This is a genomic window from Rhodococcus sp. PvR044, from assembly GCF_040548995.1.
GTDB classification, from domain to species: domain Bacteria; phylum Actinomycetota; class Actinomycetes; order Mycobacteriales; family Mycobacteriaceae; genus Rhodococcus_G; species Rhodococcus_G oryzae.
In genome coordinates this window covers 24291-51180 of record NZ_JBEPSX010000015.1, presented here as the reverse complement: position 1 = coordinate 51180, position 26890 = coordinate 24291, and the positions used below count along the sequence as shown (strand labels likewise).

Genomic DNA, 26890 nt, shown 5'->3' with positions numbered 1-26890 from the left:
TGAACGCGCCCCACCGTTTGCGGGACGCGATGGACCGAAGTCTACCCCCGCGTGCCCCTCCCGAGCACCGGGGTTTGCGGGGGATACGGTTGGAAGGTGGTCAGCCAATCCTCTCCCCGCGGCAACGGTCTCTTCCGTGCCGCACTCCTGTTCTTCTTCGTCGGCGTCCTCGCCATCGTTGCGATCTTCGTGGTGGCTGCGACCGGCCACGAGCCGGGACTGGCGCTGTACCTGATCGCCCTTGCCTGCCCGATCGGGTTCCTGCTCGGCATTGCTTTCGCGCTGCGGTCCGGCCGCCGCGTTCGAAGAGAGGGAAACCAATGAGAATCCTGCTCAACATCATCTGGCTGATCTTCGGCGGACTCTGGCTCGCGCTCGGCTACTTCGTCGCGGGCATCATCTGCTGCATCCTGATCATCACCATCCCGTTCGGGATCGCGTCGTTCCGGATCGGTGTCTACGCGCTGTGGCCGTTCGGCAAGACCGTCGTCGAGCGCCCGACGTCGGGGATCGGCTCGTTGATCGGCAACGTGATCTGGCTGATCGTGGCCGGCATCTGGCTCGCCATCGGCCACGTGGTGAGCGCGATCGCGATGGCGATCACGATCATCGGGATCCCGCTCGCCATCGCGAACCTGAAGATGATCCCGATCTCGCTGATGCCGCTCGGCAAGGAGATCGTGGACGTCGGTGCGGCGCCCACGTCGTCAACGAGCTTCCCGGCATGACCCCGCCGCCCCGCGCCACCCCGGCCGCGGGGCGCGCACTCCCCTCTCACCCGCTGTTCCTCGGCTCACTCGGTGCCCTTGCCCTCGCCGTGATCGTGGCGCACGACCGGGTGGTGCCGATGGGATACCCGCTGTGGGGCCTGTTCCAGAACGGCCTCGACCTGCTGGTCTACCGCAGCGGCGGCGCCACCGTTCTGCGGTCGGACGGGCTCTACGACCACGCACTGCACGGCGGCATGTGGTTCACCTATCCGCCGTTCTCGGCCGTCCTGTTCGCCCCGCTCAACGCCGTCTCGGCGGAGCTCACCACCCTCCTCGGATACCTCGCGAACTTCGGGATCCTCTACGCCGTCGTCCTGCTGTGCTGGCGGCAACTCGGGTACCGGACGGATCGCCGGCTGTACGTGGCGACCGGGCTGATGGCGGTCATCTTCACCTGGCTCGAGCCGGTCCGCACCACGATCTGGCTGGGCCAGATCAATCTGCTGTTGATGCTGTTGATCGTGTGGGATCTCGGGCGTCCCGAGGGCAGCAGGCTGCGCGGGATCGGCGTCGGGATCGCGACCGGGATCAAGCTGACGCCCGGCCTGTTCATCGTCGAACTGCTCGTCACCAGGCAGTGGCGCGCGGCGGCGACCGCGATCGCCGGGTTCCTCGCGACCGTCGCCGTCGGGTTCGTGGTGATCTTCTCGGACTCGTGGTCCTACTGGACCGCGGTGATCCTGCACTCGACGCGAATCGGCGAGACCGCGTGGCCCGCCAACCAGTCCGCCGCCGGGGTACTGGCCCGCTGGCTGGACGTCGCGGACCCGCCGCTGATGCTGTGGGCGCTCTTCGCGGCCGCACTGACCGCTCTCGGGCTCGGCGCCTCCTGGCTGGCGCACAAGCGCGGACAGGCGCTGCTGGCCACCACCATGTGCGGGTTGACCTCCGCGGCGGTCTCGCCGTTCTCCTGGGGCCACCACTGGGTGTGGTTCGTGCCATTGCTGGTCCTGGCTATGCACCGCGCGCTCGGCGCCGGGCGGGCGACCGCCTGGCTACTGCCCGCGGCACTAGCGCTGCCCCTGCTCTGCTGGACCCATGAGTTCCCGGACAGCGTGCAGGCGATCGGCCTGTTCATGGTCCCCACCTCCGATGCGCTGGCTCCGTTCTTCGCCGCGGTGTATCCGCTGATGTTCGTCGTCATCGCCGTCGCCACGCTGATCGCGCTGCGGCCGCGCCGGGGCCTGGGACCGCGACTGCGCCGTGCGGAGCCCGAGGTCAGCGCCGATCGAAACTGTGATCTACCTCACATCACGGTAACATAACAGGACGGTCTCGGGCCGAGGCGACCCAATCTGACCTGCGAATACGTCGGAATTTTCGGGCGAAACGCCGAAAGAATCGAAATTTAGGTAACAGATGACTACACGGCCTCGGCCACGTACGGTCATCTGCGGCCGGAGAAGTTCGGCCAGATCCGATCCGCCGCGCCAAACCTCGTCCCGCGGAACCGGATTCCTACGAATTACCCAGGGACGAGGACGGGGGACCCACGTCCCCAGTGGACACCGAGGAAATCGCGCAAGCGAATTCCTCTTGGGGTGAAGCCAGACCCGCACCATCCAGGAGCGGCGAGGCCGGGCGACCTCTCAGCCCGAACCCGACAGCTGACCTCGCAGGCGCGTGAGGAGAGGAAAACCCGCATGAGCACTGGACGCCACCGCAAGCCCACGAACACCCGCCGCAACGCAGCCAAGGTCGTCGTGACCGGCGCAGTGTTGGGCGCAGCCGGCGCGGCCTTCGCGGCCCCGGCCAACGCAGCCCCCGATTCCGACTGGGACCGCCTCGCGCAGTGTGAAGCAGGCGGCAACTGGGGCATCAACACCGGCAACGGCTACCAGGGTGGACTGCAGTTCTCCCCCAGCACCTGGAACGCCCACGGTGGTGGCCAGTACGCCGCGACCGCCAACCAGGCCACCCGTGAGCAGCAGATCGCGGTCGCCGAGAAGGTCCTCGCCTCGCAGGGTTGGGGCGCCTGGCCGTCCTGCTCCTCGAGCCTCGGCCTGACCAGCGGCTCGACCCCGCGCTCCGCCCCCGCCGCCGAGGTTGCCCCCGCGGCCGAGCTGCCCGCCGTGACCAGCCTCCCGACCACCGACGGCGCCGCCGACGTGCTCGACAGCCTCGACAGCGCCCTCGAGGCGGTCCAGGCCAAGGGCGTCGCGCTCGATCCGCAGATCGAGGCGCTCTTCGAGCAGGCCAAGCTGAACCCCCAGGTCATCGACTTCCTGAAGGCCAACTCGGGTCTCCTGCCCCGCTGAGACCCCCCTTCACGTGAAAGGCCCCGCACCTACGAGGTGCGGGGCCTTTCGCGTTCGGTATCCGAGGTCAGCGATTGATGACCGTGTGCGGGTGGGTGTAGGGCAGTTCAGAAACGGGGAGAGGGAACTCGGTGTCCTCCCCGAACGGGGACAGCCCACCGGAGCGGCTCGACGAGAGCTCTGTGACGGCATGATCGCCATCCTGGAGTTCCGGCGCCGGCCAGCCTGGATCTACGTATCGCTTGCTCGAATTGTTAGCCACAGTCCCATTTTGGCAGGAGCTCGCGCCGTGGTACACCCCAGGTCTCTAATCTGATAGTTGATGACCGATACCGAAGGTGCTGCCCCGGCCGCCGAATCACCTCACGGCACCGCCGTGCCCGACAGCCTGCTCGCCTGGCTGACCGCAAGGACCGATGCGGAGCTGGCCGAACTGCTCAGGCTGCGCCCGGATCTCGCGGTGCCGCCACCGGCGAACCTGGCGGTCCTTGCGGCCCGCGCCGAACAGCGCGCATCGGTGCTTCGGGTCGCCGACGACCTGAACGTCCTCGAACTCACCGTGATCGGCGTGCTCTCGCTCGAACGCGGAGCGGAGGTCGGGGTCCGGCGCGAGGTCCTCGCGGAGGCGCTCGCCGGACGGGCGCCGGTCAAGACCGTCGACCGGGCACTGAAGGCACTGCGGGCCCGGGCACTGGTCTGGGGCACGCAGGTGCTGCGGGTCGTCGCGACCGCGAACGACGCCGTCACCTGGCGGGTCGACCGGCCACAGGAGCCGATGTCCGCCGCGCAGGTCATCGCGGGCCTGGCGACCGTGACCGATGCCGAGCGCAGGCTGCTCGAGACCCTGGCCACCAGCTCGCCGATCGGCCGCACCCGCGACGCCGCGCCCGGCACCCCACCCGACCGGCCCGTCCAGCGACTGCTGTCGCTCGGCCTGCTGACCTGGGTGGACGAGCAGACCGTCGAGCTGCCCCATCAGGTCGGCCAGGCGCTGCGCGGCGAGACGATCACCGACCCGATGGCCCTGACCCCGCCGCCGATCCGCACCAACAAGCAGAAGATCGCGGACGTGAACGCGATCGCGGCGGGCGAGGCGCTCGAACTGATCCGGCACTGCGAGGACCTGATCGCGGCCCTCGGGGACCAGCCCGCACCGACCCTCAAGGCGGGCGGGCTCGGGGTCCGCGAGACCAGGCGCCTTGCGAAGGCGGCGGGCGTCGACGAGAACCGGGTGAGCCTGATCGTGGAGCTGCTGTCCGCGGCCGGCCTGATCGCGAGCGGGGCCCCCGACCCGGCTCCGGCCGCCGACACCGGCGACGACTACTGGGCACCGACGGTCGCCGCGGATGCCTGGCTCAACACCGGCACCGCCCAGCGGTGGTACACCCTCGCCCACGGCTGGCTGGAGATGCCGCGCAGGCCATGGGTGATCGGGCTGCGTGATCCCAACGACAAGGCGATCGCCGCACTGTCCGAGGAGGTGCGCGCATCCGGCGCCCCCCGCGACCGCAAATTCGTGCTCGAGCTGCTCGGCGAGCTCGCGCCGGGGCAGGGCGCGACCACGTCCGAGCTCGCCGCGCTGGTCGCGTGGCGGCGCCCGCGCTGGTCCGGCCGGTTCGGTGCGGGGGCCGTCGAACACACCGTCGCCGAGGCGGCCGCGGTCGGGCTGATCGGCCGCGGCGCGCTCGCGTCACCTGGCCGAGGACTGCTACACGGGGCCACCGCGGAGGCGGTGGTCGCCGAGATGACGGCGAGCCTGCCCGCCCCCATCGACTACGTCCTGGTGCAGGCGGACCTGACGGTGATGGCTCCCGGCCCGCTCATCCCGGAGCTCCAGGAGCAAATCACCCTGGTCGCGGACATCGAATCGGCGGGCGCGGCCACCATGTACCGGATCCGGGAGGACAGCGTGCGGCGGGCGCTCGACGCCGGGAAGAGCGCCGCGGAGCTGCACGCGCTGTTCGAGAAGCGCTCGAAGACGCCGGTGCCGCAGGCCCTGACGTACCTCATCGACGATGTCGCGCGCAGGCACGGCCAGCTGCGGGCGGGGGTGGCGTCCTCGTTCATCCGCTGTGAGGACCCGGCGCTGCTCGCCGAGGTGCTGGCCTCCGCGGTGGCCGAGCAGCTGGCGCTGCGTGCCCTTGCCCCGACCGTCGCGATCTCGCAGGCGCCGCTGGGCGAGGTGCTCGACCAGCTCCGGTCGGCTGGGTTCGCGCCGGCGGGTGAGGACTCCTCCGGCGCGATCGTGGACCTGCGACCGCGCGGTGCCCGGGTGCCGCGACGCCGGACGCGTCCTGCGCTGCGGATGCCCGCGGTACCCACCGACGACCAGCTCGGGTCCCTCGTCAGCCAGCTGCGGGCCGGCCAGCGGGCCGCAACCGCCCCGCGCGGTCAGGGCGTGCGTTCGGACGGCAGCCGGGCGGGCGGCGCCGCGACGATGGCACTGCTGCAGCTGGCGGCGAAGGTGCGGCGCAGCGTGGCGATCGGTTATGTGGACGCGCAGGGCGTCGCGACGGAGCGCGTCGTCGATCCGATCAGCGTCGGTGGTGGTCAGCTCGATGCACTGGACCCGGACACCGGGGCGGTCCGCCGATTCACCCTGCACCGGATCACCTCGGTGAACCTCCTCGACTGATTCCGGGCCGCGCGGGCAGGAAAAGCACGCCCGCGTGCGCGACTGGCTTTTTCCTGGAAATGACGTATGGTCGGCCCAAGTGATTGCCACTTCGAATTCAGGAGCGACAATGGCAGACAAGAAACCCGGCAAGAGCCTGAAGAAACCGGCACAGTCCCTCAAGGAACGACGTGCCGAAAAAAGGGATCGCGCAGCCGATTCCGGAGAGCTGATCAGAAAACGGAAACGCCACTGATGCACACCGAGGCGACCGCACCACCCATCCCCCTGGTCCTCGACACCCTGCACAGCCGGATCGACGAACTAGCCGGGGAGGCGATGTTCTCGAATGCGCGGTCCAGTGGGTATCACGCCGCACTGCGGTCCGCCAGACTGTTCGTGCTGGATGAACGAGCACGGCAGTGCGAACTTCCAGAATGCCGCCCAACCGTAAAAAACAAGAAGGACCATCCGTGAAAAGAACACTTCTCGCCCTGGACCGAATTCAGGCCAGGCTGGAAAATGAACTCGACACCACGGAGGTCCGCACCGAGCGAGACGCCGGATACCGTTCCGGAATTTCCGAGGCGCTCGTGCACGTAATGGAGACGAAGAAAAGGGTAGCCACACAACGGTGACGCACTAAAAGTGAAGGATTCTCCGGATCGCGGGAGAATCCTTCACTTTTTTCGGCCACGGACACGGATCAGCCGGGACCGCGGTGCCTGTGACGACCACCCCACAGCAAAGTGTGGACAATGGAGTGGTTGTCTACGTAGGAGGCGCACGTGACCGACGGCCCCTTGATCGTCCAGTCCGACAAGACCCTGCTCCTGGAGGTCGACCACGAGCTCGCCGGCCAGGCCCGGCAGGCCATCGCCCCGTTCGCCGAACTCGAGCGCGCGCCCGAGCACGTGCACACCTACCGGGTGACCCCGCTGGCGTTGTGGAACGCGCGCGCGGCGGGACACGACGCCGAACAGGTGGTGGATGCGCTCGTCACGTTCTCCCGGTACGCGGTCCCACAGCCGCTGCTGGTCGACATCGTCGACACGATGGCCCGGTACGGCCGGTTGCAGCTGGTGAAGAGTCCGGTGCACGGCCTGATCCTGGTCAGCATGGACCGGGCGGTGCTCACCGAGGTGATGCGGCACAAGAAGATCTCGCCGATGCTCGGCGCCATGGTCGACGAGGACACCGTCGTGGTGCACCCGAGCGAGCGCGGCCACCTCAAGCAGATGCTGCTCAAGATCGGCTGGCCTGCCGAGGACCTCGCCGGGTACGTGGACGGCGAGGCGCACCCGATCGACCTCGCCTTCGAGGAGGGGCACTGGGAGCTGCGCGACTATCAGCAGATGGCGGCCGACTCCTTCTGGGCGGGCGGCTCGGGCGTCGTCGTGCTGCCGTGCGGCGCGGGCAAGACGATGGTCGGCGCGGCGGCGATGGCCAAGGCCAAGGCCACCACGCTGATCCTGGTGACCAACACCGTCGCAGGCAGGCAGTGGAAGCGTGAGCTGATCGCCAGGACCTCGCTCACCGAGGAGGAGATCGGCGAGTACTCGGGCGAGCGCAAGGAGATCCGCCCGGTCACCATCGCGACCTATCAGGTGATCACCCGCCGCACCAAGGGCGAGTACAAGCACCTGGAGCTGTTCGACTCCCGCGACTGGGGCCTGGTCATCTACGACGAGGTGCACCTGCTGCCCGCGCCGGTCTTCCGGATGACGGCCGACCTGCAATCGAGGCGTCGCCTCGGCCTGACGGCGACCCTGGTCCGCGAGGACGGGCGCGAGGGCGATGTGTTCTCGCTGATCGGTCCCAAGCGGTACGACGCGCCGTGGAAGGACATCGAGGCGCAGGGCTGGATCGCGCCCGCGGACTGCATCGAGGTCCGGGTGACGCTGACCGATGCCGAGCGGATGGCGTACGCGACCTCGGAGCCGGAGGAGCGCTACAAGCTGTGCTCGACGGCACACACCAAGATCGCGGTGGTCAAGTCGATCCTGGACCGGCACCCCAATTCGCCGACCCTGGTCATCGGCGCCTACCTCGACCAACTCGAGGAACTCGGCGAGGCGTTGAACGCACCGGTCATCCAGGGCTCGACGAAGAACAAGGAACGCGAGGCGCTGTTCGACGCGTTCCGGCGCGGCGAGATCCAGACGCTGGTGGTGAGCAAGGTCGCGAACTTCTCCATCGACCTGCCCGAGGCCTCTGTCGCGGTGCAGGTCTCGGGGACCTTCGGTTCCCGACAGGAGGAGGCGCAGCGTCTCGGCCGCCTGCTGCGCCCGAAGCAGGACGGGGGCCAGGCGCACTTCTACTCGGTCGTCGCCCGCGACACGCTGGACGCCGAGTACGCCGCGCACCGCCAGCGTTTCCTCGCCGAGCAGGGCTACGCCTACCGGATCACCGACGCTGACGACCTGCTCGGCCCGACCATCGGGTAGGCCCAGCCATCGGGTAAGAATGGGACCGTGCGCAGCTTCGAGTTCCCCGTCGACCACTCCCACGCCAACTCCGTCAACGAGACGGTCGGCGACGTCCGGCGACTCCGGGTCTCGGCCATCGTCACGGCCATGTTGTTGGCCGGGCTCGCGGCCTGGCTGATCTACCTGGCTCATCCGTGGTCCTACATCGTCGGCGTTGTGGTCGCCCTGCTGGCCGTGACCTCGCTGTGGGTGGCGTTCTGGGCCCCGAAGAAGGTCGGCTCGGTCGAGAAGCTCTACGCCGAGGGCCCGCTGGTGCCCGCCGTGGTGGCGGTGGCCCGGCCCCGCGGGGCCACGCTGCTGGCGCTGGTGGACGTGGCCAAGCCGTCCGCGGATCGCCCGCACTACGCCCTGGTCACCCGCAACATCCGGGCGCTGCCTGGGCATTCTCTGACCAACGTCGGCGAGCGGGTGCCCTCGATCGCGGTGCTCGCCGACCGCAGCAACAAGTCCACCGCGGACACCTGGCAGATGGTCAGCCCGATGCCGATCGCCTGGGGCACCAAGGACCAGAAGGTGATCCGGCGGGCGGCGGACTCGATCAGCGGCGCGGAGTGGAAGCTGCTGGCGAAGTCGATCCCGCTGGCCGAGCAGGTCCCGCGCGCCGAGAACCAGCAGATCCCCGTCGACCCGGCCGACCTGCGCTAGCCGAGGTCCGGCCAGCCCTCGGCCTGCTCCCGAGGATCCTCGTAGAGCAGGCCCGCCACCCATTCGTCGCGCCTGCGCCCGCGCTGGAGTCCGCCCGCGCGCAGCGTGCCCTCGAATCGGAAGCCCACCCGCCGCGCCACAGAAGCGGACTGCTTGTTGCCGACATACGCGCGCCACTCGATCCGTTCCAGCGCCATCCCGTCCGGACGGAAACCGAAGTCGCACACCAGGTTCACCGCCCTTGCCATCAGGCCGCGGCCACGGACCGCCTGGTTCAGCCAGAAGCCGATGTCCGCGGCCGAGTCGTCACGGCAGGCGAGACCGATCATCCCGACCACGGCGCCCGCGGGTGTGTGCCGCATCGCCCAGGTGGGGCTGCGGTCCGCCCATCCGACGGGCACCACCCGCTCGACGAAGCGTTGCGCGTCGTCGTGGGTGTACGGCACCGGCAGCGTGGTCCACTCCCCCACCGCCTCGTCCTGACAGCACCTGACGATGGACTCGACGTCGCCGGGTCCGGGAGGCGTCAGCCACAGACCCTCGTCGTTGAGCGATTCCACGAACATGTCGGCTCCTGCCTCACGTCCCCGCCAGCGCGGGGATCACCTCGCGTTCGAACAGCTCGATGCCCGAGGTGTCGTACGCGGCCTCGGGGAAATAACAGATCCCGTAGCTCAGGCCCTGATCGCGCAGCGCGGTCAGGTTCTCGATGATCTGCTCCGGCGTCCCGACCCCTGGCATCCCGCGGAACGCCGCCATCGACGCCTCCGCGAGGTCCTCGCCCACGAATCTCGCCATCCTGGCCTTGGTCGCGGCCAGGCGGTCCTCGACCTCCGCCTCGGTGGCGCCGATCGCCACGTTGTAGTTCGCCGAACGCACGATCGCGTCGAAGTCGGTGCCGACCGCCGCGCAGTGCTTCTCGAGGACGGCGGACTTCTGGGTGAAGCCCTCGAGGGTGCCGTCGAAATTGGTGTACTGCGCGTACTTCGCCGCGATCTTGAGAGTCACCTTCTCGCCGCCGCCCGCGATCCACAGCGGGATGCCGCCCTCCTGCAGCGGCAGCGGTCGCACGATGGCGCCGTCGACCCGATAGTGCTTGCCGTCCAGGGTCGCTGACCCGGTGCTCCAGGCCTGTCGCAGGATCTGCACGCCCTCGTCGAGACGCGCCAAACGCTCACCGGCGGAAGGGAATCCGTAACCGTAGGCACGCCATTCGTGCTCGTACCAGCCCGCACCGATGCCCATCTCGATTCGGCCACCCGAGATGAGGTCCGCGGTGGCGGCGATCTTGGCCAGGTAGGCGGGGTTGCGGTAGCTGATCGCGGTGCACATCTGCCCGAGCCGGATGGTGGAGGTCACCGCGCCGAGCGCGGACATCACCGACCAGGCCTCGTGCGTGGCCTGGTCGGTGGGTGCGGGCACCGTGTGGAAATGGTCGTACACCCAGGCCGACTCCCACGGTCCGGCCTCGGCCCGCAGCGTGACCGACTTCATCGCGTCCCACTGCTCGGCCGGGTCGATGCCCACCAGGTCCAGACGCCAACCCTGCGGTACGAACATCCCGAAACGCATGCGCTGATCCTACCGAGGAGCCGGCCTGCCCATCAGGCTTCGCTCATGCGCTGTTCCTGGCCTGCGACGCCGCGAACTGGCTGGCCGGATGCGCAAGCCCGTAGTGCCCGCGCAGGGTAGACGCCGTGTAGTCCGTGCGGAACAGCCCGCGGTGTTGCAGGATCGGCACGACCTGGTCGACGAAATCGGTCAGACCGCCAGGCAGGAAGGGCGGCATGATGTTGAAGCCGTCGGCGGCCCCCTGCTCGAACCACAACTGGAGCTCGTCCGCGATCTGCTCCGGGGTGCCCGCGAAGGTCCGATGCCCGCGCCCGCCCCCGAGCAACCCGATGAGCTCCCTCACGGTCAGGGAATCGGATTCGGCCAGCTCCTTGACCAGCTCGTAGCGGCTCTTGTTGCCCTGGATCTCGTGTATGGGCGGCAGCGGCGGCAGGGGCGCGTCGAGGGAGTGCTCGGTGAGGTCGACGCGGAGGATGGCGGACAGCTGCCGGAGCGCGTAGTCGGGCGAGATCAGATCGGTGAACTCCCGTTCCAGCGCCCTCGCCTCGGCCTCGGTCGGGGCGATGAACGGGACGATGCCCGGCAGCACCTTCAACTCGTCCGGGTTGCGCCCGTGGGCGGTCACCCGGGCCTTGAGATCCCGATAGAACTCCTGCCCCTGGGCGAGCGTGCGTTGCGCGGTGAACACCGCCTCGGCGTGCCGCGCCGCGAACTCCTTCCCACTCTCGGACGAGCCCGCCTGCACCAGCAGGGGGCGGCCCTGCGGTGAGCGCGGTGAGTTCAGCGGGCCACGGATCCGGAAGTGCTCGCCATCGTGGTCGATCGCGTGCACCTTGTCCGGGTCGGCGAAGATCCCCGTGTCGGGGTCCAGCACGACGGCGTCGTCCTCCCAGCTGTCCCACAGGGCGACCGCTGCTTCGACGAACTCCTCGGCGCGCTGATACCTGCCGAGGTGATCCGGGATCGCGTCGAGGCCGAAGTTGGCGGCCTCGTCCTCGCCTGCGCTCGTGACGATGTTCCAGCCCGCCCTGCCGCCGCTGATGTGGTCGAGCGACGCGAATTTGCGGGCCGTGGTGAACGGGTCGCTGTAGGTGGTCGAGGAGGTGGCGATCAACCCGATGTGCTCCGTTGCGCCCGCGATCGCGGTGAGCAGGGTGACCGGCTCGAAGGTGGACAGCGCGTTGTGCTTGATGCGAGGGCCGACCGCGAGCCCGTCGGCGAAGAACACCGAGTCGAGCTTGCCGCGTTCGGCGATCCGGCCGAGCTCGGCGAAATGCTCGACCGACCGCACGTCGTCGGCATCGGTGCGCGGATGACGCCAGGCGGCCTCGTGGTGCCCGACGCCCATGAGAAACGCATTGAGGTGAAACTGCTTGGAACGCTGAGACATTGCGATGATCTCCTTAGATCGGACCGACGCGCCAGCGGGACAGGCGGCGCTCGGCGAGGATGAGGATTCCGTTGAAGACGAGACCGAGAAGTGAGATCGCGATGATGCCGGCGTACATCTTCGGGATCTGGAAGTTGTACTGCGATGCCGTGATCAGATATCCCAAACCCGCTTTGGCGCCGACCATCTCGGCGGCGATGAGGACGAGGATCGAGGATGCCGCCGCCATCCGGATGCCGGTGAAGATGGTCGGGACGGCGGCGGGCAGGATCACTTTCTGGAACAGCCGGATCGGTGTGAGGCCCAACGACAGGGCGGACTTGACCAGCAGTGGATCGACCGTCCGGACTCCCGAGATGGTGTTCAGCAGGATCGGGAAGGTGCTCGCGTAGATCACGAGGGCGACCTTCGAGGTCTCCCCGATGCCGAGCACCAGCACGAAGACCGGCAGCAGCGCGAGCGCGGCCGTGTTGCGCAGCAGCTCGAGGATCGGATTCACGAACTCGGCCACCGGGCGGTACCACGCGATGGCGACGCCCAGCGGGATGGCGATCGCGATGGCGACCGCGAACCCGGTCAGCGCCCGGCTCAGGCTCGCGGAGGCATGGTTCCACAGCTCTCCGCTGGCGGCCAGGTCGCCGAAGGCGCCCGCCACCACGGAGAACGGCGGCAGGAACACCTTGTCCACCAGGCCGAGGCGTGGGGCCAGCTCCCACAGCAGGAGGAACAGGCCGATCGCCAGCGATGGCTTGAGCACCCGCCAAGCGGTGGCGCGGACCGCGCGGCCGCCGCGGGCGAGAGCCCCCGGACGTCGTGACGCCGCCTGCGCGGTGCGTGGCACCTGGCCGCGGGCGGCGACCGGCGGCGCGAGCAGTTCGACACTAGACATGGGCCGTCTCCTTCTGTGCGGGCGCCGCCACCTCGAGCTCCTGGTGCTGCGCGCGCGCCACCTCGTCCTGTAGTTGGCTCCAGATGTGGTGGCGGAACTCCCGGAATCGCGCGTCGGAGCGGACATCCGCCGAGGTGCGGTCGATGTCGATGTCGACCACCGTCTTCACGCGACCCGGCCGCGAGGTGAGCACCGCCACCCGCTGCCCCAGGTACACGGCCTCGTCGATGCCGTGCGTGATGAACAGGATTGTCTTGCCGGTGGTGCGCCAGATCCGCAGCAGCTCGTCCTGCAGGGACTCCCTGGTCTGGGCGTCGAGCGCCGCGAACGGCTCGTCCATCAGCAGCACCTCCGGGTCGAAGGCCAGGCTCCGTGCGATCGCGACCCGCTGTTTCATCCCGCCCGACAGCTCGTGCGGGTACCGGTCGCCGAACCCCTGCAACCCGACCAATTCGAGGTAGTGGTCGGCGATCTCCCGTCGCTGCCGCTTCGGCAGGCCCTTTGCCTCCAAACCGAATTCGATGTTGTGCTGCGCGGTCCGCCACGGCAGCAGCGCGTACTGCTGAAAGACGATCCCGCGGTCGAGGCCGGGTCCGGTGATCGGTTCACCGTCGAGCAGGATCCGCCCGGACGACGGTGTGGTCAGGCCGCCGAGAAGATCCAGCAGCGTGGACTTGCCGCAGCCACTCGGGCCCACCAGGACGAGGAACTCGCCGTCGGCGACGTCGATGCTGATGTCCTCGATCGCGGTGAACCGGTCATCGGACCCGCGGATGCCGAAGTGCTTGCTGACCCGGTCGAGCCGGAGCTTGGGTTCTGCGGTCATTTTCCTGCCCCCAGCGCCTGTCCGTCTGCACCGCTGGTGGCGGTGTAGGCCCCGTTCGCGTAGGGGTTGAACTCGTTGGTGAACAGGTCGGCCGCCGTCAACTCGCCCGGCTTCAGTTCGCCGTTCCTGACCAGCCAGTCGATCCACGTCTGCAGCTCGCGGTCGGCGATGACCGCCCCCGCGACCGGGATACCCGGACTGCGCCAGTAGTCCGTCAAACTCGTGTTCTCGTTGCGGCCTCGTTCGCCGATGATCTCCTTGAACCTGGCCACGACCTGGTCCCGCGGTGTGGTCTGGGTCCATCGGACGGCTCGTGCCACGCCCTGCGTGAAGTCCTTCGCGGCCTCGGGGTTCTCGGCGATGAAATCGTCACGCAGGACATAGGTGCCGTAGCTGAAGTCCCCGAAGATCGCCGAATCCGTGAAGAGCGGGCGTAGCCCGCCGCGGCCGACGGCGGTCTCCCGGAAGACACTCCCGAGTGCGGCGACGTCGATCTGGCCTTCCCGCAGCGCCTGCTCGGTGTTGATCGGGGGAACCACGATCAACTCGACCTGCTTGATCTCATCGGGCGTGAGCCCCTGCTTGGCCAGCCATTCGCGCACGACGAATTCATGGTGGGCACCAAGGGTGTTCATGCCGACCTTTTTGCCGATCAGATCCCGCGCACCGGTGATGGGCCCGCCGTCGAGCACGAAGTACCCCGTGAAGGTGCCCTGATCGGCACCGTACGAGCTCACCACCGAGGTGATCTGGGAACCCGCGGAGCGAAGCTTGACGATCGCGCCGTTGAAGGCGCTGCCGAACTCCGTCTGCCCGGTCGCCACGGACTGGATGTCCTGCGGCCCGCTGGTGGTGTCACCGACCCACTTCAGCTCGATGTCCTGGAAGTAGCCGAGGTCTGCCGCCAATTCCGGGAAGGTGACCTGTCCGGCCGCGCCCTGGTAGCGCAGCACGGACTTGCCGTCCGCGGTCTGCTCGGTCTCGGATGACCCCGCGCACGCACCGACCAGGGAACCGATCGTCAGAAGCGCGGCGAGGGCCGCGAGTGCGCGCAGGGGTCGTGGCTGCGTTGATCGTCTCTTGGGCGTCGGTGATGCCATGGTCTGAGTCCTCAGGTCGGGCGTGGCTGGATGGTGCGTCAAAGATGACGGACGCCGCGGCCGTCGGGAACAGTTCCGTTCACCGGGGTTTTAAGTCGAACTCGTTCGTAGAATCGACCCATGGGCACCGTCGCACTCGCCGAGACCTTCGAATCCCACCGTCGTCACCTGTTGTCGGTCGGCTATCGGATGACAGGCAGCGTGTCCGACGCCGAGGACGCCGTGCAGGAGGCCTGGCTCCGGCTCAGCGAGACCGACCCCGACTCCGTCCGCGACCTGCGAGCGTGGTTGACCACCGTGGTCGGCCGAATCTGCCTCGACCACCTTCGCAGCGCCGCCGTCCGGCGCGAAAGCTATGTCGGACAGTGGCTTCCGGAGCCGATCGTGACGCCCCTCGGATCCCCGGGGTCGATAGACCCCCTGGAAGCCGTTGTGCGCGAGGAGGATGTGCGGTTGGCGGCGATGGTGGTGCTCGACAACCTAGGCCCGGATCAGCGCACCGCGTTCGTGCTACACGACGGGTTCGGCGTCCCCTTCGACGAGATCGCCGGGATCCTGGGCACCTCGACCGCCGCGACCCGGCAACTGGCCTCGCGCGGACGGCGCGCGGCGGCAGGCGCCGAGCGGCCGACCCCGGACGACGAGCACGCGGAGGCGGTCGGCAGGCTGATGGCCGCGATGGCGGCGGGCGACCTCCAGGCCGTACTGGACGCGCTGCACCCGGACGCCCTGGTGATCGGCGACGCCAACGGCACCACCCGCACGGCGGTCAACGTCATCCACGGGTCCGACAAGTTCGCCCGTTTCTTCCTCGGCCTGATCAATCGCTATGGGCCACAGTCACTCCTGGCGCTCGAACCGGCCATGGTCAACGGCCAGCTCGGTTTCTACACGCACGGGTCGCCCGGGGACGAGACCCACCCGGGCTTCCCGTCGCGCGTGGGGGGCTTCACCGTCCGCGACGGCAAGGTGAGCGCCGCCTACGACATCGCGAACCCCGAGAAGTTCGCGGGCGTCAGGCTCCCGGACCGGGCTGCCCCGTGACCGCCTGATCGGCCCACGGCACCCGGCACGCGTCCCCGGAGTTGAACCCCTGCTCGGTGATCCCGAGCGCGGAGTACATCCTGGCCCGCATGTTCTCGAGCCCGATCTGATAGGTCAGTTCGACGACCCCGTCCTTGCCGAACCGGCGTTCCAGGTCCGCCACGTGCTCGTCCGTCACGGTCCCCGGAGTTGCGGTCACCGCGTCGGCGTAGGCGATCGCCGCGCGCTCGTCCTCGCTGTAGAGCGGGGAGTTCTCGTAGTCGCCGATCTTCTGGAGCCGCTCGATGTCGAGGCCGTCGAGGCGCTGCAACATGGTGCCGAAGTCCACGCACCAGGAGCACCCGACGGTCCACGCGACCCGGTACACCGCCAGCTCGCGGACGTTCGCGGGCAGCACCTTGGAGGCCTTCTCCGCCGCCATCTCGTGCCGGGCGCAGGCCACGAAGAGCTTGCGATGATTCGCCAACACGGTGAAGGGTTCGGGCACCGCGCCGAACCTGCGGCCTGCGAACTTGTAGGCCACCTTGATCAGCGGTCCGGCATCCTTCGGAGCCACCGGCTGGATTCGAGTCATGACGCCCTCCTGTTCCCATTGCGGCGACCGTTCGAGCCGCCTACCCCTTGGACGAGACAGCGCAGGAAAACGTGACAACCCTCAGTTCGTCTGCAGATCGCGCCGCCGGAAGGCCGCCGTCCCCAGCAGACACAGCGTGCCCGCGATCACTGTGGTGACCAGCAGCGGCTCCAACCGGAAGTCCACCGCGGGCACCAACGGCAGGTTCTCGAACGGCGAGACGCTCATCAGCCGGTCCGGGAACTTCAGCGTCGTCCCGAACATCAGGACGAAGAAGCAGAAGGCCAAGCCGATCCAGGCGGCGGAGGCGAGCCGCGGCAGGAGGCCGAACAGGAGCAGGGTGAGCCCGCCCAGTACCCAGGCCGCAGGCAGGTAGACGAGGGTCGCGCCGAGCATCCGCGGCACCTGCGCCATGTCGTCGGCGATGATCCCGTACATCAGTCCCATCCCGAGACCGGCGAGCGCCAGCACCAGGGCCGAACCGGCCAGCGTGATCACCGCGTGGCCCGCGATCCAGCGGATCCGGGTCAGCGCCGTGGAGAGCAGCGGCTCGAGATGCCCGGCCGCCTCCTCCGCACGCGGCCTGAGCGCGGAGGAGATCGTGTACGCGGACCCGATCATGGCCAGCATCGCGGCGGCCATCGCGTAGAACGCGTCGACCATGCTCGCGCTCTCTTGCCCCAGCAACTCGCCGATGTCGACATCGCCGAGCAGGTCACCGACGTCATTGCCGATCGTGCCGAACGCCACTCCGCCGAGGAACAACCCGACCGACCAACCGACAAGCGTGCCGCGCTGCAGCCGCCAGGCGAGCCCGAACTCACCGAGCAACCCCTGCGGAGCGCGGGCCGGGCCCGGCCGCGGGGGGAACACTCCCGCGCCGACGTCACGGTGGTCCAACACGCGGAGCGCGGCGAGGCCGACGGCCACGGCGACGGCGAGCGACAGCAGCGCGGGCCACCAGATCTCGCCGTCGTACGGCCGCATCGCCTGGCCCCAGCCCAGCGGCGAGAGCCACGACAGCGCACCGCTTCCGACGTCGCCGACCGCGCGCAGCACGTAGGCCGCGCCGATCGCGGCCCCGGTGATGCCGTAGACCGTCCGGGTGTTCTCGGTGATCTGCGCTGCCAGCAGGGCGACCGCCGCGAACGCCAGGCCCGCGCAGGTGGCGCCGATGCCGAGGGCAATTGATCCCGCTGCGGCCAGACCGTAGGAGATCAGGCTCAGTGCGACCACCGCGCCGTAGAGCACGTTCGCCACCGTCGCGATAATCGCCGCCGCGGCGAAGGGCGCATGGCGCCCGACGACGGAGGACCGGATCAGCTCGTCGCGGCCGGTCTCCTCGTTGGCGCGGGTGTGCCGTCCGATCACGAACATGCTCATCAGGCCCGCGACGATCATCCCGAAGGCGCTGGCCTGGAAGGCCACCTGGCCCCCGATCGTGTCGAGGGCGCGCGGCGGGCCGGCCATGGCGATCATGGCCGCGTTGCCCTCCATGCTGGCAGCGACCGCATCGAGCTCCGGCTGGGTCGGATACGCGATGTCCACTCCGACGGCCTGCGAGTAGTAGACGAAGGCGCCCGCGAGGGCCCACAGGACCAGCGCGAACCTCTCGCGCCGGAAACCGAACCGGGTCAGTGTCGCGGTGCCGGCCAGCGTGGTCACGATTCGTCCACCCCTGCCGCCGCGAGCTCGTCGCCGTAGTGCCGCAGGAACAACTCCTCCAGGGTCGGCGGCTGACTGGTGAGGGTGCGGATGCCGAACCGGGTGAGGTGCGTGATCGCCTCGTCCAATTCGCCCGTGTCCACCTGGAACCGGGCCCTGGTCCCCTCCACCACCAGGTCGTGCACGCCGGCCAGCTCGGTCAGACCTGTCGCCGGGCTCCTGGTCTCGCAGGCGATGGAGGTACGGGTGAGGTGCCGCAGGTCGGCCATGCTGCCGGTCTCGATCGACCTCCCGAGCCGGATGATCGTGAGTCGGTCGCACAGGGCCTCCACCTGGGCGAGGATGTGGCTCGACAGCAGCACCGTGCGCCCCTGCCCCGTGACCTCCGCGATGCACTCCTGGAACACCGCCTCCATGAGCGGGTCCAACCCGGAGGTGGGCTCGTCGAGGATCAGCAGTTCCACGTCGGAGGACAGGGCCGCGACGAGCGCCACCTTCTGCCGATTGCCCTTGGAGTAGGTCCGGCCCTTCTTGGTCGGGTCCAGGTCGAACCGCTCGAGCAGCTCGGCCCGGCGTCGCTCGTCGAGGCCGCCGCGCAACCGTCCGAGCAGGTCGATCACCTCGCCGCCGGAGAGGTTCGGCCACAGGTTCACGTCGCCGGGGACATAGGCGAGGCGCTTGTGGAGTCCGGCCGCCTCGCGCCAGGGGTCGCCACCGAGCAGTCGCACGTCGCCGCTGTCGGCACGGAGCAGGCCGAGCAGCACCCGGATGGTGGTGGACTTGCCCGACCCGTTGGGTCCGAGGAAGCCGTGCACCTCCCCGGTGCGCACCTGGAGCTCGAGGCCGTCCAGGGCCCGCGTCCGGCCGAAGGTCTTGACCAGGTCCGAGATCTCGATCGCGGCGCTCATGTATCGACGGTAGAACGGTCCGGCCACGCCCTGCTGCGGTTTGCCGAGTCGGGGCGCCTGCAGTTCGTCGACCATGCGGTCCGAACCCGCCCGGACGGCGAATAGGCTGTGACGATGCCCGCAGCACGCCACTCGCAGACGGTCTCGCGCCTGCAACCGTTCAGCTCCACCATCTTCGCGGAGATGACAGCGCTCGCCGTGCGGACGGGCGCGATCAACCTGGGCCAGGGCTTTCCCGACACGGACGGCCCGAACGCGATGCTCGAGGTCGCCAGATCCGCGATCGCCGACGGTCTCAACCAGTATCCGCCGGGTCCGGGGATGCCCGTTCTGCGCGAGGCCATCGCCGCCGACCGCGCGGCTCGATACGGCCTGGAGTACGACCCGGACACCGAGGTGCTGGTGACGGTCGGCGCCACCGAGGCGATCAGCGCGACCCTGCTCGGGCTGGTCGAACCGGGCCAGGAGGTGGTGCTCATCGAGCCGTACTACGACTCGTACGCCGCGGCCGTCGCCCTCGCAGGCGGTGTGCGCCGGTCCGTGTCCCTGGTCCCGGACGGCGACGGCTTCGCCCTCGACCTCGATGCGGTGCGCGGCGCGGTCGGCCCGAACACCCGGATGCTGGTGCTCAACACCCCGCACAACCCGACCGGCACGGTGTTCACGGACGCGGAACTGCGGGCCGTCGCCGAGCTCGCCGTCGAGCGCGACCTGCTGGTGCTGAGCGACGAGGTGTACGAGCACCTGGTCTTCGACGGGCGCACTCACACCCCCCTGGCGGCGCTGCCGGGAATGGCGGACCGGACGATCACCGTGTCGAGCGCGGGCAAGACCTTCAGCGTCACCGGATGGAAGACGGGCTGGGTGTGCGGCCCCGCCGAGCTGGTGGACGCGGTCCGCTCGGCCAAGCAGTTCCTGACCTTCGTCGCGGGCGGCCCGTTCCAGCCCGCGGTCGCGCACGCGCTGACCCACGAGCAGGCCTGGGTGACCGGTATGCGAGAAGACCTGCAGCACAAGCGGGACGTGCTCAGCGGGGCCCTGCGCGAGGCGGGGTTCGGGGTGCACGCGAGCGGAGGCACCTACTTCGTGTGTGCGGACATCACCCCGTTCGGCACCACCGACGGCGAGGCGTTCTGCCGCGCGCTGCCGGAGCGGATCGGGGTGGCCGCGGTGCCGGTGAGCGTCTTCGCGGACCACAAGGCGCCGTGGAATCACGTGGTGCGCTTCGCATTCTGTAAGCGCGACGAGGTGCTCGCCGAGGCCGCCGAGCGCCTCATGGGGCTGGCTGGGCGGTGGTGACGCGGCGATGAGTCAGCGCACCATTCCCGCGGACTTCGTGCGCAGGGCCGCCGCCTTGGCGGCGAGCGGCGGGTTCGACATGTCCACCCCCCTTGCGGCCGCGGGCATCACCCTGCCCATGCTGCGCGACGAGAACGCGCGGTTGACCGCCGACCAGCTGACGCTGTTCACCCAGGCGGCCTGGCAACTGACCGGCGACGAACTGTTCGGCCTCGGCGCCGCTCCGGTGCCGCGCGGCACCTTCAAGCTGGTCTGCCTGTCGCTGATCCACACCCCCGATCTCGGCAGCGCCCTCGAGCGGATGGCCGACGTGATGCGGGCACTCCCTGGGCCGCCGCAATTGCGGATCCGGACCGGCGAGTCGACCACCCGACTCCAGGTGATGATCCCCCGGCGCGACGAAGCGCTGCCCGCCGCGACCGCGGACGCCGCCGACCGACTGCTCACCGACTTCGAGCTGATACTCCTGCACCGGTTCGCGGCCTGGCTGGTCGGCAGGCGGGTCAAGCTGATCTCGGTGGAAGTGCCGTATCCGGCTCCGGATCCGTCACTGGCCAGGAATTACGACGTCATCTTCGGTGTCAAGGTCACCTTCGGCGCCGACATGGCCGCACTCGAATTCGACAACGGCGTGATGCGTGCGCCGATCATCCAGACCGAGGAGACGCTGGAGGATTACCTGCGCGAGTCTCCGAATCTGCTTTTCTCCGAACGGGATTACGACAGCACGGCCTCCGCGCAGGTCCGCAAGGTCCTCGAGTCCGGCGTCAAGGGCCGCACCTCCACGGCCGACGACATCGCGGAGATGCTCTCGATCAGCGTCCCGCACCTGCGCCGGCTGCTGCGCCAGGAGGGCACCTCGCTCAATCAGCTCCGGGAGGAGGTGCTCCGCGACGCGGCCATCTCCGGACTCGGCCGTGGCGAGTCAGTCGACGACCTGTCCGCGCGGCTGGGGTTCTCCGAGCCCAGTGCGTTCCGGCGCGCCTTCAAACGGTGGACCGGGGAGACCCCTGGCGCCTACCGCTAGCCGCCGGGCAGGCGCTCAGCTGACGCAGAACTCGTTGCCCTCGGGGTCGGCCATCGTGATCCACCACTGCGGACCCACCTGCCCGCGATGCAGAAACGTCGCGCCACGGGCGACGAGGGCATCGGCCACCGCCTGCTTGTCCTCGCCGACCCGGACGTCGAAATGCAGCCGGTTCTTCACCGACTTCGTCTCGGGCACCGCCTGGAACAGCACCCGAGGGCGTTCCTGGTGCTCGGGGTCGCTGATCGCAGCGCCCAGCTTCCAGACCAGGGTGCCCTCGAAGACCTGAGTGTCCTCCTCGGTGGCGTGCCCGGCCGCGACCATCCGCCGGATGAAGTCCTCGTCGCTCGGCTCGACCCGCCAACCGAGTGTCTCCGCCCACCACTTGGCCTGGGTGTGTGGGTCGGCGGCGTCCACTGTCACCTGAAATTCGTATCCCATGTCGCGACAGTACGACCGGGGACCGACAGCGTCCGGGAACTCATGGCCTGACCAGGATCCTGATCGGATCGCCCTCGTGCCTGTCCAGCTTCTCGATGCCGACCAGGACGTCCTCCAGCGAGACGATCTCGCTGATCGAGCGCGAGACATCGAGACGACCGCGGGAGAGCAGTTCCGCCAGGGTCTCGATGTCGACGTTCTTGTAGCCGAGATGGCCCTTGACCTGCTTCTTCGACAGCCCGAAGGCGGTGGTGGTGCCGAGTAGCGCCTCCTGGTCGCTCAGCCCGACCACGATGAGCCTGCCGCCGACGGCGAGGCAGTCCAGCGCCTGGGAGAACGTGACCGCGAGACCCGCCGAATCGAAGGCGACGTCGAGCATCCTGCCGCCGGTGGCATCGGCGACCTTCGCCTTCAGTTCCGGATCCCGGGAGTCGAAGGCGTAGTCCGCGCCGAGTTCGAGGGCCCGCTCCCGGACCACCTGGTTGATGTCGAACGCGAGGATCGGGACCGCACCGACCAGGCGCGCGAGCTGCACGATGTGGGTACCGATCCCGCCGACGCCCCACACCCCGACGGCCTCGCCGACCCTGACCTCCCCGGTGCGCACGACGGCGCCGTAGGGCGTGGACACCGCGTCGGCCAGGATCGCCGCCTGATCGAAGGGGACGTTGTCGGGGATCCGGGTCAACCCGCCTGCCTGCGCCACCGTGTACTCGGCCCAGGCGCCGTCGTAGGCGAACGCCATCAGCTGGATGTTCAAGCAGTTGGTGAGATCCCCGCGCCTGCAGTTGCGGCACCGGAGGCAGGCTTTGCCTGCGGACGGGATGACCCGGTCGCCCACCGCCCAGCCCGCCACTCCCGCACCGAGTTCCGCGATGGTGCCGGAGGACTCGTGGCCCTGGGTGACGACCGGCAGCATCGCAGGGAAGGTTCCGTTGATCAGACTCAGGTCGGAGTGGCAGATCCCGCAGTACTCGACCTTGACGAGCACCTCCCCCGGACCCGGCTCGGGTATCGGGACATCCTCCACCACAGTCTTTTTGGAGTCGGCATGGAATCGTGCGGCGCGCATGGTCTCCGCCATGGTCGGCTCCCTTCAGCCGTGTTCGATGTAGGCCTCGAGTTGGTCGCGTTCACCCTGCAGCTCGCCGATCCGGCTCTTCACCACGTCGCCGATGCTGACGATGCCGACCAGCTGACCGTCCACGATCACGGGCAGGTGCCGGATCCGGCGCTCGGTCATGGTCTCGGCGAGGCTGTCGACGCTGTCGGTCGGCAGGCAGGCGAACACCGCCGTGGTCATGATGTCCCCGACCCGGTCGTTCAGCAGCTCGGCGCCGCGCTCGTGGATGCGACGCACCACGTCGCGCTCGGTCACGATGCCGACCACCTCGTCGTTCTCGACCACGACGAGGGCGCCCACGTTGTGCCTGGCGAGTTCGCCGATCAGCACGCTGACCGTGATCCCCGGCCCGACCGTCGCCACCGCCTGGCCCTTGTTCCGCAACACATCCGCTATTTGCATCTGGACACCCCGATCCATCCGCGCTCGGCTACCGCTGTGTCGATCATAGGCAGCAGGAAGCCCCGCCGACCATCAACGGACGAAGGAATCCGGGGCGCATCGCCGCCGGTCAGGCGACCGCAGGCCGGGACCTGTCGAGGGCGAGGGTGACGGCCAGCCCGCCGAGGACCGATCCCATCACGTAGCGTTGCACCCTCAACCAGCCGGGCCTGGCGTCGAGGACCGTCGAAATAGTGCCGGCCACAACGACTATCGCAGCATTGACGGTCAGCGCGACCGCGATCTGCACGCCGCCGAGACCGAGACTCTGGGCCCAGACCCGCCCCGCCGCCGGATCGATGAACTGCGGGATCAGCGCCAGGTACATGATGGCGATCTTCGGGTTGAGCAGGTTCGTGACCAGCCCCATCGTGAAAAGGCGCGTGGCGGAATCGGCAGGCAACCGCCGGGGAGAGAACACCGAGGCCCCGCCCGGCCGGAGCGCCTGCCAGGCCAGCCACCCCAGATAGCCCGCGCCCGCGAGCTTCACCGCGAGGTAGAGCTGCGGCACCGCGACGAAAACCGCCGAGATCCCCGCCGTCGCGGCCGCCAGGTAGCAGCCGAAACCGACGGCGACGCCGCCGAGCGAGATCAGTCCGGCGCGTCGGCCCTGGGTGACGCTGCGGGAGACGAGGTACATCATGTTCGGTCCCGGGGTGAGCACCATTCCGAGCGCGACCGCCGAGACCCCGAGAACTGCTGCGCCGGTGATCATGGCGATGAGGTTCGCACGGTCCGCGCACCGCTGTCGCGGGCCAGTTGAGCACCACTGGACTTCCAGTCCAAATGACACATATCTGTGTCATCTCAGTCAAAGCTGTTACCGTCGAGGGGTGCCACACGACACGCAGCTGATCTTCGCCGACCACGTCGGCCGCTTCTACGCGCGTCAGTACGGGTTCCCGCCGATGGCGGGACGACTACTGGGATACCTGTTCGTCTGCGATCCGCCGCAGCCGACGATCGACGAGCTGGGCGACGCCTTGCTGGCGAGCCGGAGCGCCGTGACCGGTGCCGTCAAGCTGCTCGAGGGCTATCAGTTGGCGCGGCGGACCCGTGTCGCGGGCGAGCGGGTGGACCGGGTGAGCCTGGACCCCGTGAGCCGGCAACCCCAGAACTTCGATTCCGCGGTCCACCGCGAACACGCGGCACTGTTCCGGGAGGGACTGGCGCTGCTGGCCGACGCCCCGCCCGAACGTCGCGCACCACTCGAGGAGATGGTCGCCCTTGCCGAGTTCCTCAGCGAGCGGCTGCCGGCCCTGCGCGACGAATGGCACACGCATCGCGACGAACTCCGCCGATCGGGAGCACTTCCCGCTCCCCACAACTGAGAGGTTGCCGATCATGCCCGACCACGACCTGCCCACGCTGCGGCAGCGCGCCGAGAACGGCGACGCGACCGCCCTCGACGAGCTGGTCCAGCTCGCCGTGGAACTCGGCGACATGGACGAGCTGCGGCGCCTCGCCGACGGCGGGAACTCCGACGCGACAGACGAGCTGATCCAGCTCGCCGGCGAACTGGGCGACATGGACCAGCTCCGGCACCTGGCCGACGGCGGGAACTCCGATGCCGCCGACCAGCTCATCGAACTCGCCACCGAACGGGACGACCTGGACGAGCTGCGACGCCTTGCCGAGCGGGGCAACACCACCGCGGCCGAGCAGCTCGCGGAGCTCACCGCCGAATAGCAGCACGGCGCTAGAACAATTGTTCGATCTCGGCGTAGAATTCCGCCCGTGGACATCGCGGTGCAGGCGTCGCTGTTCGACGACCCGACCGAGGGCGCTCGGTTCGAGCCGCTGGGCGACTGCGTCCGCAGGCGGGACCTGACGGCGGGCGCCTGGATCGACGTGCGACCGGGCTGGCTGCAGGGATCGGAGCGACTGTTCACCGATCTCGTCGACACGGTCCCGTGGCGGGCCGAGCGCAGGCAGATGTACGACCGGGTCGTCGACGTCCCGCGGCTGGTGAGCTTCTACGCCGAGGACGCCACCCTCCCCGACCCCCTGCTCACCGAGGCCAAGATGGCCCTCGACGCGCACTACCGACGCGAACTCGGCGAGCCGTTCGCCACCGCCGGCCTCTGCTACTACCGCGACGGCGCCGACAGTGTCGCCTGGCACGGCGACACCATCGGCCGCGGCGGCACCGAGGACACGATGGTCGCGATCGTCTCCCTCGGCGCCGCCAGGACTCTGGCCCTGCGGCCCCGCGGTGGCGGAGCCTCCCTTCGATACTCGCTCGGCCACGGCGACCTGCTGGTCATGGGCGGGTCCTGCCAGCGGACCTGGGAACACGCGGTCCCCAAGAGCACCCGCCCCATCGGGCCGCGGATCAGCGTGCAGTTCCGGACGCGCGGCGTGCGCTGACCGCGCTCGCGAGCCGGTCCAGCTGGGCGTCGGTGGTGTCCCAGTCCAGGCAGGCGTCCGTGATCGACTGCCCGTAGGTGAGCTCGTCCGCCCGCCCGAGGGTCAGGTCCTGACGGCCCGCGACGAGGAAGCTCTCCAGCATCAGTCCCGAGATGCCCGGCTCGCCTGCCTCGATCCGTGCCGCGACATCGGTGACCACGTCGACCTGCTTGTTGTGGTCCTTGCGGCTGTTGCCGTGGCTGGCGTCGATGACGACCCGCTCGGGCAGGCCCGACTTCGCCAGTCGCGCCATGGTGTCGGCGACGGTCGCGGCGTCGTAGTTCGGGCCGTCGTTGCCGCCGCGCAGGATGACGTGGCAATCCGGGTTCCCCGCGGTGCGGATCAGCGCGGACAGCCCGTTGAGGTCGGTGCCGGGGAACACGTGGCTCGCCGCCGCAGCCCTGGTCCCGTCGACCGCCACCTGCACGTCGCCCTCGGTCGAGTTCTTGATCCCGACCGGCATGGACAGCGCGCTGCAGAGCTGGCGGTGCACCTGGCTCGCGGCGGTCCTGGCGCCGATCGCGCCGTAGCTGACCAGATCCGCGATGTACTGCGGCGTGATCGGGTCCAGGAACTCGCAGCCGACCGGCAGGCCGAGCGACGAGATGTCCAGCAGCAGTTTGCGTCCCATCCGCAGGCCGGTGTTGATGTCGAAGCTGCCGTCGAGGTGCGGGTCGTTGACCAGACCCTTCCATCCGAGCGTGGTGCGCGGCTTCTCGAAGTACACCCGCATCACGATGTGCAGGTTGTCGCGGTGCTGCTCGGCCTTCGCCGCGAGTCGGCGCGCGTAGTCCATCGCGGCGTCCGTGTCGTGCACGGAGCACGGCCCGACCACCACGATGAGGCGGTCGTCGCGGCCGTCGAGGATGTTCACTGTCGCGTCCCGGCCGCCGCGCACCGTCGCGGCGACGGCGGGGTCGACGGCGTATTCGCGGCGCAGTTCGGCAGGCGCGGCCAACGGACTGATCGAGACGGTGCGCTGGTCGTCGAGGCCGAGCACATCGGTGTCGATGGTGAGGGTCATGGGGGTCCTGTTCGTTCAGGCCGACCCAGGAGAGTGCGTGCACACCCGCGAGCCGGTCGATATCGGCTCGGGGTGGAGGAAGTCAGCGCGTGGTTACGCCGACCGGCCCACCCGGGGCCAGCCTGCTAAACCAGAAATATGCGCGCTGCATGGGCGCCACTGTAGCAGCGCCCCGCAAGCCCCCTGTGAACGGTCACCGTAGTTGGCCATTCGTCACCCTAGTTGGCCAGTTCGTCAACATTGTTGGCCATTGGTCAGGATAGTTGGCCAACGGCATCGACTCGGACGAGCCGAGCGGCGAGCTGGACGGCACTGCCACTCGCGAGCCGGACCCGACCTGTCACCTACTCGTGCAGCCGCCCCATCCTTCGTCGGATTGCGG

At 69.1% G+C, this 26890-nt stretch carries 29 protein-coding genes and 1 riboswitch; of the genes, 14 read left to right on the top strand and 15 right to left on the bottom strand.

Annotation, left to right across the window (positions count from 1 at the left end):
* Positions 1–96: 96 nt before the first annotated feature.
* The 4 genes from ABIC28_RS25110 to ABIC28_RS25095 all read left to right on the top strand — a co-directional run bounded on the left by ABIC28_RS25110 (position 97) and on the right by ABIC28_RS25095 (position 3028).
* Complete coding sequence (locus ABIC28_RS25110) at positions 97–324, top strand: hypothetical protein (RefSeq protein ID WP_097214223.1); 228 nt, start codon at positions 97–99, stop codon at positions 322–324.
* A complete protein-coding gene (locus ABIC28_RS25105) occupies positions 321–728 on the top strand; it encodes a YccF domain-containing protein (protein ID WP_097214222.1) in 408 nt (135 codons plus the stop codon). The genes ABIC28_RS25110 and ABIC28_RS25105 overlap by 4 nt, the downstream gene beginning before the upstream one ends.
* Positions 725–2035: a glycosyltransferase 87 family protein gene (locus ABIC28_RS25100; protein ID WP_354581360.1), complete on the top strand. Its 1311-nt coding sequence runs from the start codon at positions 725–727 to the stop codon at positions 2033–2035. The genes ABIC28_RS25105 and ABIC28_RS25100 overlap by 4 nt, the downstream gene beginning before the upstream one ends.
* Before the next feature lie 168 nt (positions 2036–2203).
* A riboswitch (cyclic di-AMP (ydaO/yuaA leader) is annotated at positions 2204–2408 on the top strand.
* A 5-nt stretch (positions 2409–2413) separates the two neighbouring features.
* Entirely contained in the window at positions 2414–3028 is a 615-nt protein-coding gene (locus ABIC28_RS25095; protein WP_097214220.1) for a transglycosylase family protein, read from the top strand.
* Between the two features lie 67 nt (positions 3029–3095).
* On the opposite strand, the gene ABIC28_RS25090 is transcribed toward ABIC28_RS25095, so the two are convergent.
* Positions 3096–3290, bottom strand: coding sequence for a hypothetical protein (locus tag ABIC28_RS25090; RefSeq protein ID WP_072751546.1), 195 nt, complete (start codon positions 3288–3290; stop codon positions 3096–3098).
* A 60-nt stretch (positions 3291–3350) separates the two neighbouring features.
* Here ABIC28_RS25090 and ABIC28_RS25085 point away from each other — a divergent pair, with 60 nt between their 5' ends.
* From ABIC28_RS25085 to ABIC28_RS25070, 4 genes are all read left to right on the top strand, one after another.
* A complete protein-coding gene (locus tag ABIC28_RS25085) occupies positions 3351–5663 on the top strand; it encodes a helicase-associated domain-containing protein (protein WP_209927513.1) in 2313 nt (770 codons plus the stop codon).
* A 109-nt stretch (positions 5664–5772) separates the two neighbouring features.
* Positions 5773–5898 (top strand): hypothetical protein, encoded by a 126-nt coding sequence (locus ABIC28_RS25080; protein WP_257017835.1) that lies wholly within the window; start codon positions 5773–5775, stop codon positions 5896–5898.
* A 532-nt stretch (positions 5899–6430) separates the two neighbouring features.
* Positions 6431–8089 carry a DNA repair helicase XPB gene (locus ABIC28_RS25075; RefSeq protein WP_097214218.1) on the top strand — a complete coding sequence of 553 codons (1659 nt, stop codon included), beginning with the start codon at positions 6431–6433 and terminating at the stop codon, positions 8087–8089.
* Between the two features lie 27 nt (positions 8090–8116).
* Positions 8117–8776 (top strand): DUF3239 domain-containing protein, encoded by a 660-nt coding sequence (locus ABIC28_RS25070; RefSeq protein ID WP_097214217.1) that lies wholly within the window; start codon positions 8117–8119, stop codon positions 8774–8776.
* Here ABIC28_RS25070 and ABIC28_RS25065 read toward each other — a convergent pair.
* Genes ABIC28_RS25065 through ABIC28_RS25040 form a run of 6 tightly spaced genes read right to left on the bottom strand, consistent with a single transcriptional unit; the run spans position 8773 to position 14553 of the window.
* Positions 8773–9342: a GNAT family N-acetyltransferase gene (locus tag ABIC28_RS25065; RefSeq protein WP_097214216.1), complete on the bottom strand. Its 570-nt coding sequence runs from the start codon at positions 9340–9342 to the stop codon at positions 8773–8775. The two genes, ABIC28_RS25070 and ABIC28_RS25065, sit on opposite strands and share 4 nt — an antisense overlap.
* Before the next feature lie 13 nt (positions 9343–9355).
* The gene (locus tag ABIC28_RS25060) at positions 9356–10348 is read right to left on the bottom strand and encodes an LLM class F420-dependent oxidoreductase (RefSeq protein WP_097214215.1); all 993 of its coding nucleotides are present in this window, start codon (positions 10346–10348) and stop codon (positions 9356–9358) included.
* A 43-nt stretch (positions 10349–10391) separates the two neighbouring features.
* Entirely contained in the window at positions 10392–11738 is a 1347-nt protein-coding gene (locus tag ABIC28_RS25055; protein WP_097214214.1) for an LLM class flavin-dependent oxidoreductase, read from the bottom strand.
* A 13-nt stretch (positions 11739–11751) separates the two neighbouring features.
* Positions 11752–12627: an ABC transporter permease gene (locus tag ABIC28_RS25050; protein WP_097214213.1), complete on the bottom strand. Its 876-nt coding sequence runs from the start codon at positions 12625–12627 to the stop codon at positions 11752–11754.
* Positions 12620–13453, bottom strand: coding sequence for an ABC transporter ATP-binding protein (locus ABIC28_RS25045; RefSeq protein ID WP_097214212.1), 834 nt, complete (start codon positions 13451–13453; stop codon positions 12620–12622). The genes ABIC28_RS25050 and ABIC28_RS25045 overlap by 8 nt, the downstream gene beginning before the upstream one ends.
* Entirely contained in the window at positions 13450–14553 is a 1104-nt protein-coding gene (locus tag ABIC28_RS25040; RefSeq protein WP_097214211.1) for an ABC transporter substrate-binding protein, read from the bottom strand. The genes ABIC28_RS25045 and ABIC28_RS25040 overlap by 4 nt, the downstream gene beginning before the upstream one ends.
* A gap of 120 nt (positions 14554–14673) precedes the next feature.
* Between ABIC28_RS25040 and ABIC28_RS25035 the strand changes: the two genes are divergently transcribed.
* Positions 14674–15597 carry a sigma-70 family RNA polymerase sigma factor gene (locus ABIC28_RS25035; RefSeq protein ID WP_097214210.1) on the top strand — a complete coding sequence of 308 codons (924 nt, stop codon included), beginning with the start codon at positions 14674–14676 and terminating at the stop codon, positions 15595–15597.
* On the opposite strand, the gene ABIC28_RS25030 is transcribed toward ABIC28_RS25035, so the two are convergent.
* From ABIC28_RS25030 to ABIC28_RS25020, 3 genes are all read right to left on the bottom strand, one after another.
* Positions 15569–16171, bottom strand: a complete 603-nt coding sequence (locus tag ABIC28_RS25030; protein WP_354581353.1) for a carboxymuconolactone decarboxylase family protein — start codon at positions 16169–16171, stop codon at positions 15569–15571. The genes ABIC28_RS25035 and ABIC28_RS25030 overlap by 29 nt on opposite strands.
* Before the next feature lie 81 nt (positions 16172–16252).
* Positions 16253–17836, bottom strand: coding sequence for an ABC transporter permease (locus ABIC28_RS25025; protein WP_354581351.1), 1584 nt, complete (start codon positions 17834–17836; stop codon positions 16253–16255).
* Entirely contained in the window at positions 17833–18744 is a 912-nt protein-coding gene (locus ABIC28_RS25020) for an ABC transporter ATP-binding protein (RefSeq protein WP_209927518.1), read from the bottom strand. Before ABIC28_RS25020 ends, ABIC28_RS25025 begins: the two co-directional genes overlap by 4 nt.
* Before the next feature lie 114 nt (positions 18745–18858).
* On the opposite strand from ABIC28_RS25020, the gene ABIC28_RS25015 reads away from it, so the two are divergent.
* Positions 18859–20043: a pyridoxal phosphate-dependent aminotransferase gene (locus ABIC28_RS25015; RefSeq protein ID WP_097214253.1), complete on the top strand. Its 1185-nt coding sequence runs from the start codon at positions 18859–18861 to the stop codon at positions 20041–20043.
* A gap of 7 nt (positions 20044–20050) precedes the next feature.
* Complete coding sequence (locus tag ABIC28_RS25010) at positions 20051–21070, top strand: AraC family transcriptional regulator (protein WP_354581349.1); 1020 nt, start codon at positions 20051–20053, stop codon at positions 21068–21070.
* A 15-nt stretch (positions 21071–21085) separates the two neighbouring features.
* Here ABIC28_RS25010 and ABIC28_RS25005 read toward each other — a convergent pair whose 3' ends face one another.
* The 4 genes from ABIC28_RS25005 to ABIC28_RS24990 all read right to left on the bottom strand — a co-directional run bounded on the left by ABIC28_RS25005 (position 21086) and on the right by ABIC28_RS24990 (position 23790).
* Positions 21086–21511, bottom strand: coding sequence for a VOC family protein (locus ABIC28_RS25005; RefSeq protein WP_097214206.1), 426 nt, complete (start codon positions 21509–21511; stop codon positions 21086–21088).
* Between the two features lie 40 nt (positions 21512–21551).
* On the bottom strand, positions 21552–22595 hold the full coding sequence (locus ABIC28_RS25000) for a zinc-binding dehydrogenase (RefSeq protein ID WP_097214205.1): 1044 nt from the start codon (positions 22593–22595) through the stop codon (positions 21552–21554).
* Positions 22596–22607: 12 nt separating this feature from the next.
* A complete protein-coding gene (locus ABIC28_RS24995) occupies positions 22608–23036 on the bottom strand; it encodes a CBS domain-containing protein (protein WP_097214252.1) in 429 nt (142 codons plus the stop codon).
* A 109-nt stretch (positions 23037–23145) separates the two neighbouring features.
* Positions 23146–23790 carry a LysE family translocator gene (locus ABIC28_RS24990; protein WP_097214204.1) on the bottom strand — a complete coding sequence of 215 codons (645 nt, stop codon included), beginning with the start codon at positions 23788–23790 and terminating at the stop codon, positions 23146–23148.
* 118 nt (positions 23791–23908) lie between these two features.
* Between ABIC28_RS24990 and ABIC28_RS24985 the strand changes: the two genes are divergently transcribed.
* The 3 genes from ABIC28_RS24985 to ABIC28_RS24975 are packed head-to-tail and all read left to right on the top strand — an operon-like array spanning position 23909 to position 25445.
* Positions 23909–24406 carry a GbsR/MarR family transcriptional regulator gene (locus ABIC28_RS24985; RefSeq protein ID WP_097214203.1) on the top strand — a complete coding sequence of 166 codons (498 nt, stop codon included), beginning with the start codon at positions 23909–23911 and terminating at the stop codon, positions 24404–24406.
* Between the two features lie 13 nt (positions 24407–24419).
* The gene (locus ABIC28_RS24980) at positions 24420–24764 is read left to right on the top strand and encodes a hypothetical protein (RefSeq protein WP_245221042.1); all 345 of its coding nucleotides are present in this window, start codon (positions 24420–24422) and stop codon (positions 24762–24764) included.
* A 48-nt stretch (positions 24765–24812) separates the two neighbouring features.
* The gene (locus ABIC28_RS24975) at positions 24813–25445 is read left to right on the top strand and encodes an alpha-ketoglutarate-dependent dioxygenase AlkB (protein WP_097214202.1); all 633 of its coding nucleotides are present in this window, start codon (positions 24813–24815) and stop codon (positions 25443–25445) included.
* Here ABIC28_RS24975 and ABIC28_RS24970 read toward each other — a convergent pair.
* A complete protein-coding gene (locus ABIC28_RS24970; RefSeq protein WP_097214201.1) occupies positions 25411–26508 on the bottom strand; it encodes a 3-deoxy-7-phosphoheptulonate synthase in 1098 nt (365 codons plus the stop codon). The genes ABIC28_RS24975 and ABIC28_RS24970 overlap by 35 nt on opposite strands.
* Between the last annotated feature and the right edge of the window lie 382 nt (positions 26509–26890).

Excerpts from the sequence above, each read along its gene's own strand:
- ABIC28_RS24995 (WP_097214252.1), bottom strand. The coding sequence starts at position 23,036 with ATGCAAATAGCGGATGTGTTGCGGAACAAGGGCCAGGCGGTGGCGACG.
- ABIC28_RS25020 (WP_209927518.1), bottom strand. The coding sequence starts at position 18,744 with ATGAGCGCCGCGATCGAGATCTCGGACCTGGTCAAGACCTTCGGCCGG.
- ABIC28_RS24980 (WP_245221042.1), top strand. The coding sequence starts at position 24,420 with ATGCCCGACCACGACCTGCCCACGCTGCGGCAGCGCGCCGAGAACGGC.
- ABIC28_RS25035 (WP_097214210.1), top strand. The coding sequence starts at position 14,674 with ATGGGCACCGTCGCACTCGCCGAGACCTTCGAATCCCACCGTCGTCAC.
- ABIC28_RS24990 (WP_097214204.1), bottom strand. The coding sequence starts at position 23,790 with ATGATCACCGGCGCAGCAGTTCTCGGGGTCTCGGCGGTCGCGCTCGGA.
- ABIC28_RS25060 (WP_097214215.1), bottom strand. The coding sequence starts at position 10,348 with ATGCGTTTCGGGATGTTCGTACCGCAGGGTTGGCGTCTGGACCTGGTG.
- ABIC28_RS24970 (WP_097214201.1), bottom strand. The coding sequence starts at position 26,508 with ATGACCCTCACCATCGACACCGATGTGCTCGGCCTCGACGACCAGCGC.
- ABIC28_RS25105 (WP_097214222.1), top strand. The coding sequence starts at position 321 with ATGAGAATCCTGCTCAACATCATCTGGCTGATCTTCGGCGGACTCTGG.
- ABIC28_RS25010 (WP_354581349.1), top strand. The coding sequence starts at position 20,051 with ATGAGTCAGCGCACCATTCCCGCGGACTTCGTGCGCAGGGCCGCCGCC.
- ABIC28_RS25065 (WP_097214216.1), bottom strand. The coding sequence starts at position 9,342 with ATGTTCGTGGAATCGCTCAACGACGAGGGTCTGTGGCTGACGCCTCCC.
- ABIC28_RS25005 (WP_097214206.1), bottom strand. The coding sequence starts at position 21,511 with ATGGGATACGAATTTCAGGTGACAGTGGACGCCGCCGACCCACACACC.
- ABIC28_RS25055 (WP_097214214.1), bottom strand. The coding sequence starts at position 11,738 with ATGTCTCAGCGTTCCAAGCAGTTTCACCTCAATGCGTTTCTCATGGGC.
- ABIC28_RS25030 (WP_354581353.1), bottom strand. The coding sequence starts at position 16,171 with ATGACTCGAATCCAGCCGGTGGCTCCGAAGGATGCCGGACCGCTGATC.
- ABIC28_RS25000 (WP_097214205.1), bottom strand. The coding sequence starts at position 22,595 with ATGGCGGAGACCATGCGCGCCGCACGATTCCATGCCGACTCCAAAAAG.
- ABIC28_RS25015 (WP_097214253.1), top strand. The coding sequence starts at position 18,859 with ATGCCCGCAGCACGCCACTCGCAGACGGTCTCGCGCCTGCAACCGTTC.
- ABIC28_RS25080 (WP_257017835.1), top strand. The coding sequence starts at position 5,773 with ATGGCAGACAAGAAACCCGGCAAGAGCCTGAAGAAACCGGCACAGTCC.
- ABIC28_RS25040 (WP_097214211.1), bottom strand. The coding sequence starts at position 14,553 with ATGGCATCACCGACGCCCAAGAGACGATCAACGCAGCCACGACCCCTG.
- ABIC28_RS25050 (WP_097214213.1), bottom strand. The coding sequence starts at position 12,627 with ATGTCTAGTGTCGAACTGCTCGCGCCGCCGGTCGCCGCCCGCGGCCAG.
- ABIC28_RS25045 (WP_097214212.1), bottom strand. The coding sequence starts at position 13,453 with ATGACCGCAGAACCCAAGCTCCGGCTCGACCGGGTCAGCAAGCACTTC.
- ABIC28_RS25095 (WP_097214220.1), top strand. The coding sequence starts at position 2,414 with ATGAGCACTGGACGCCACCGCAAGCCCACGAACACCCGCCGCAACGCA.
- ABIC28_RS25100 (WP_354581360.1), top strand. The coding sequence starts at position 725 with ATGACCCCGCCGCCCCGCGCCACCCCGGCCGCGGGGCGCGCACTCCCC.
- ABIC28_RS25085 (WP_209927513.1), top strand. The coding sequence starts at position 3,351 with ATGACCGATACCGAAGGTGCTGCCCCGGCCGCCGAATCACCTCACGGC.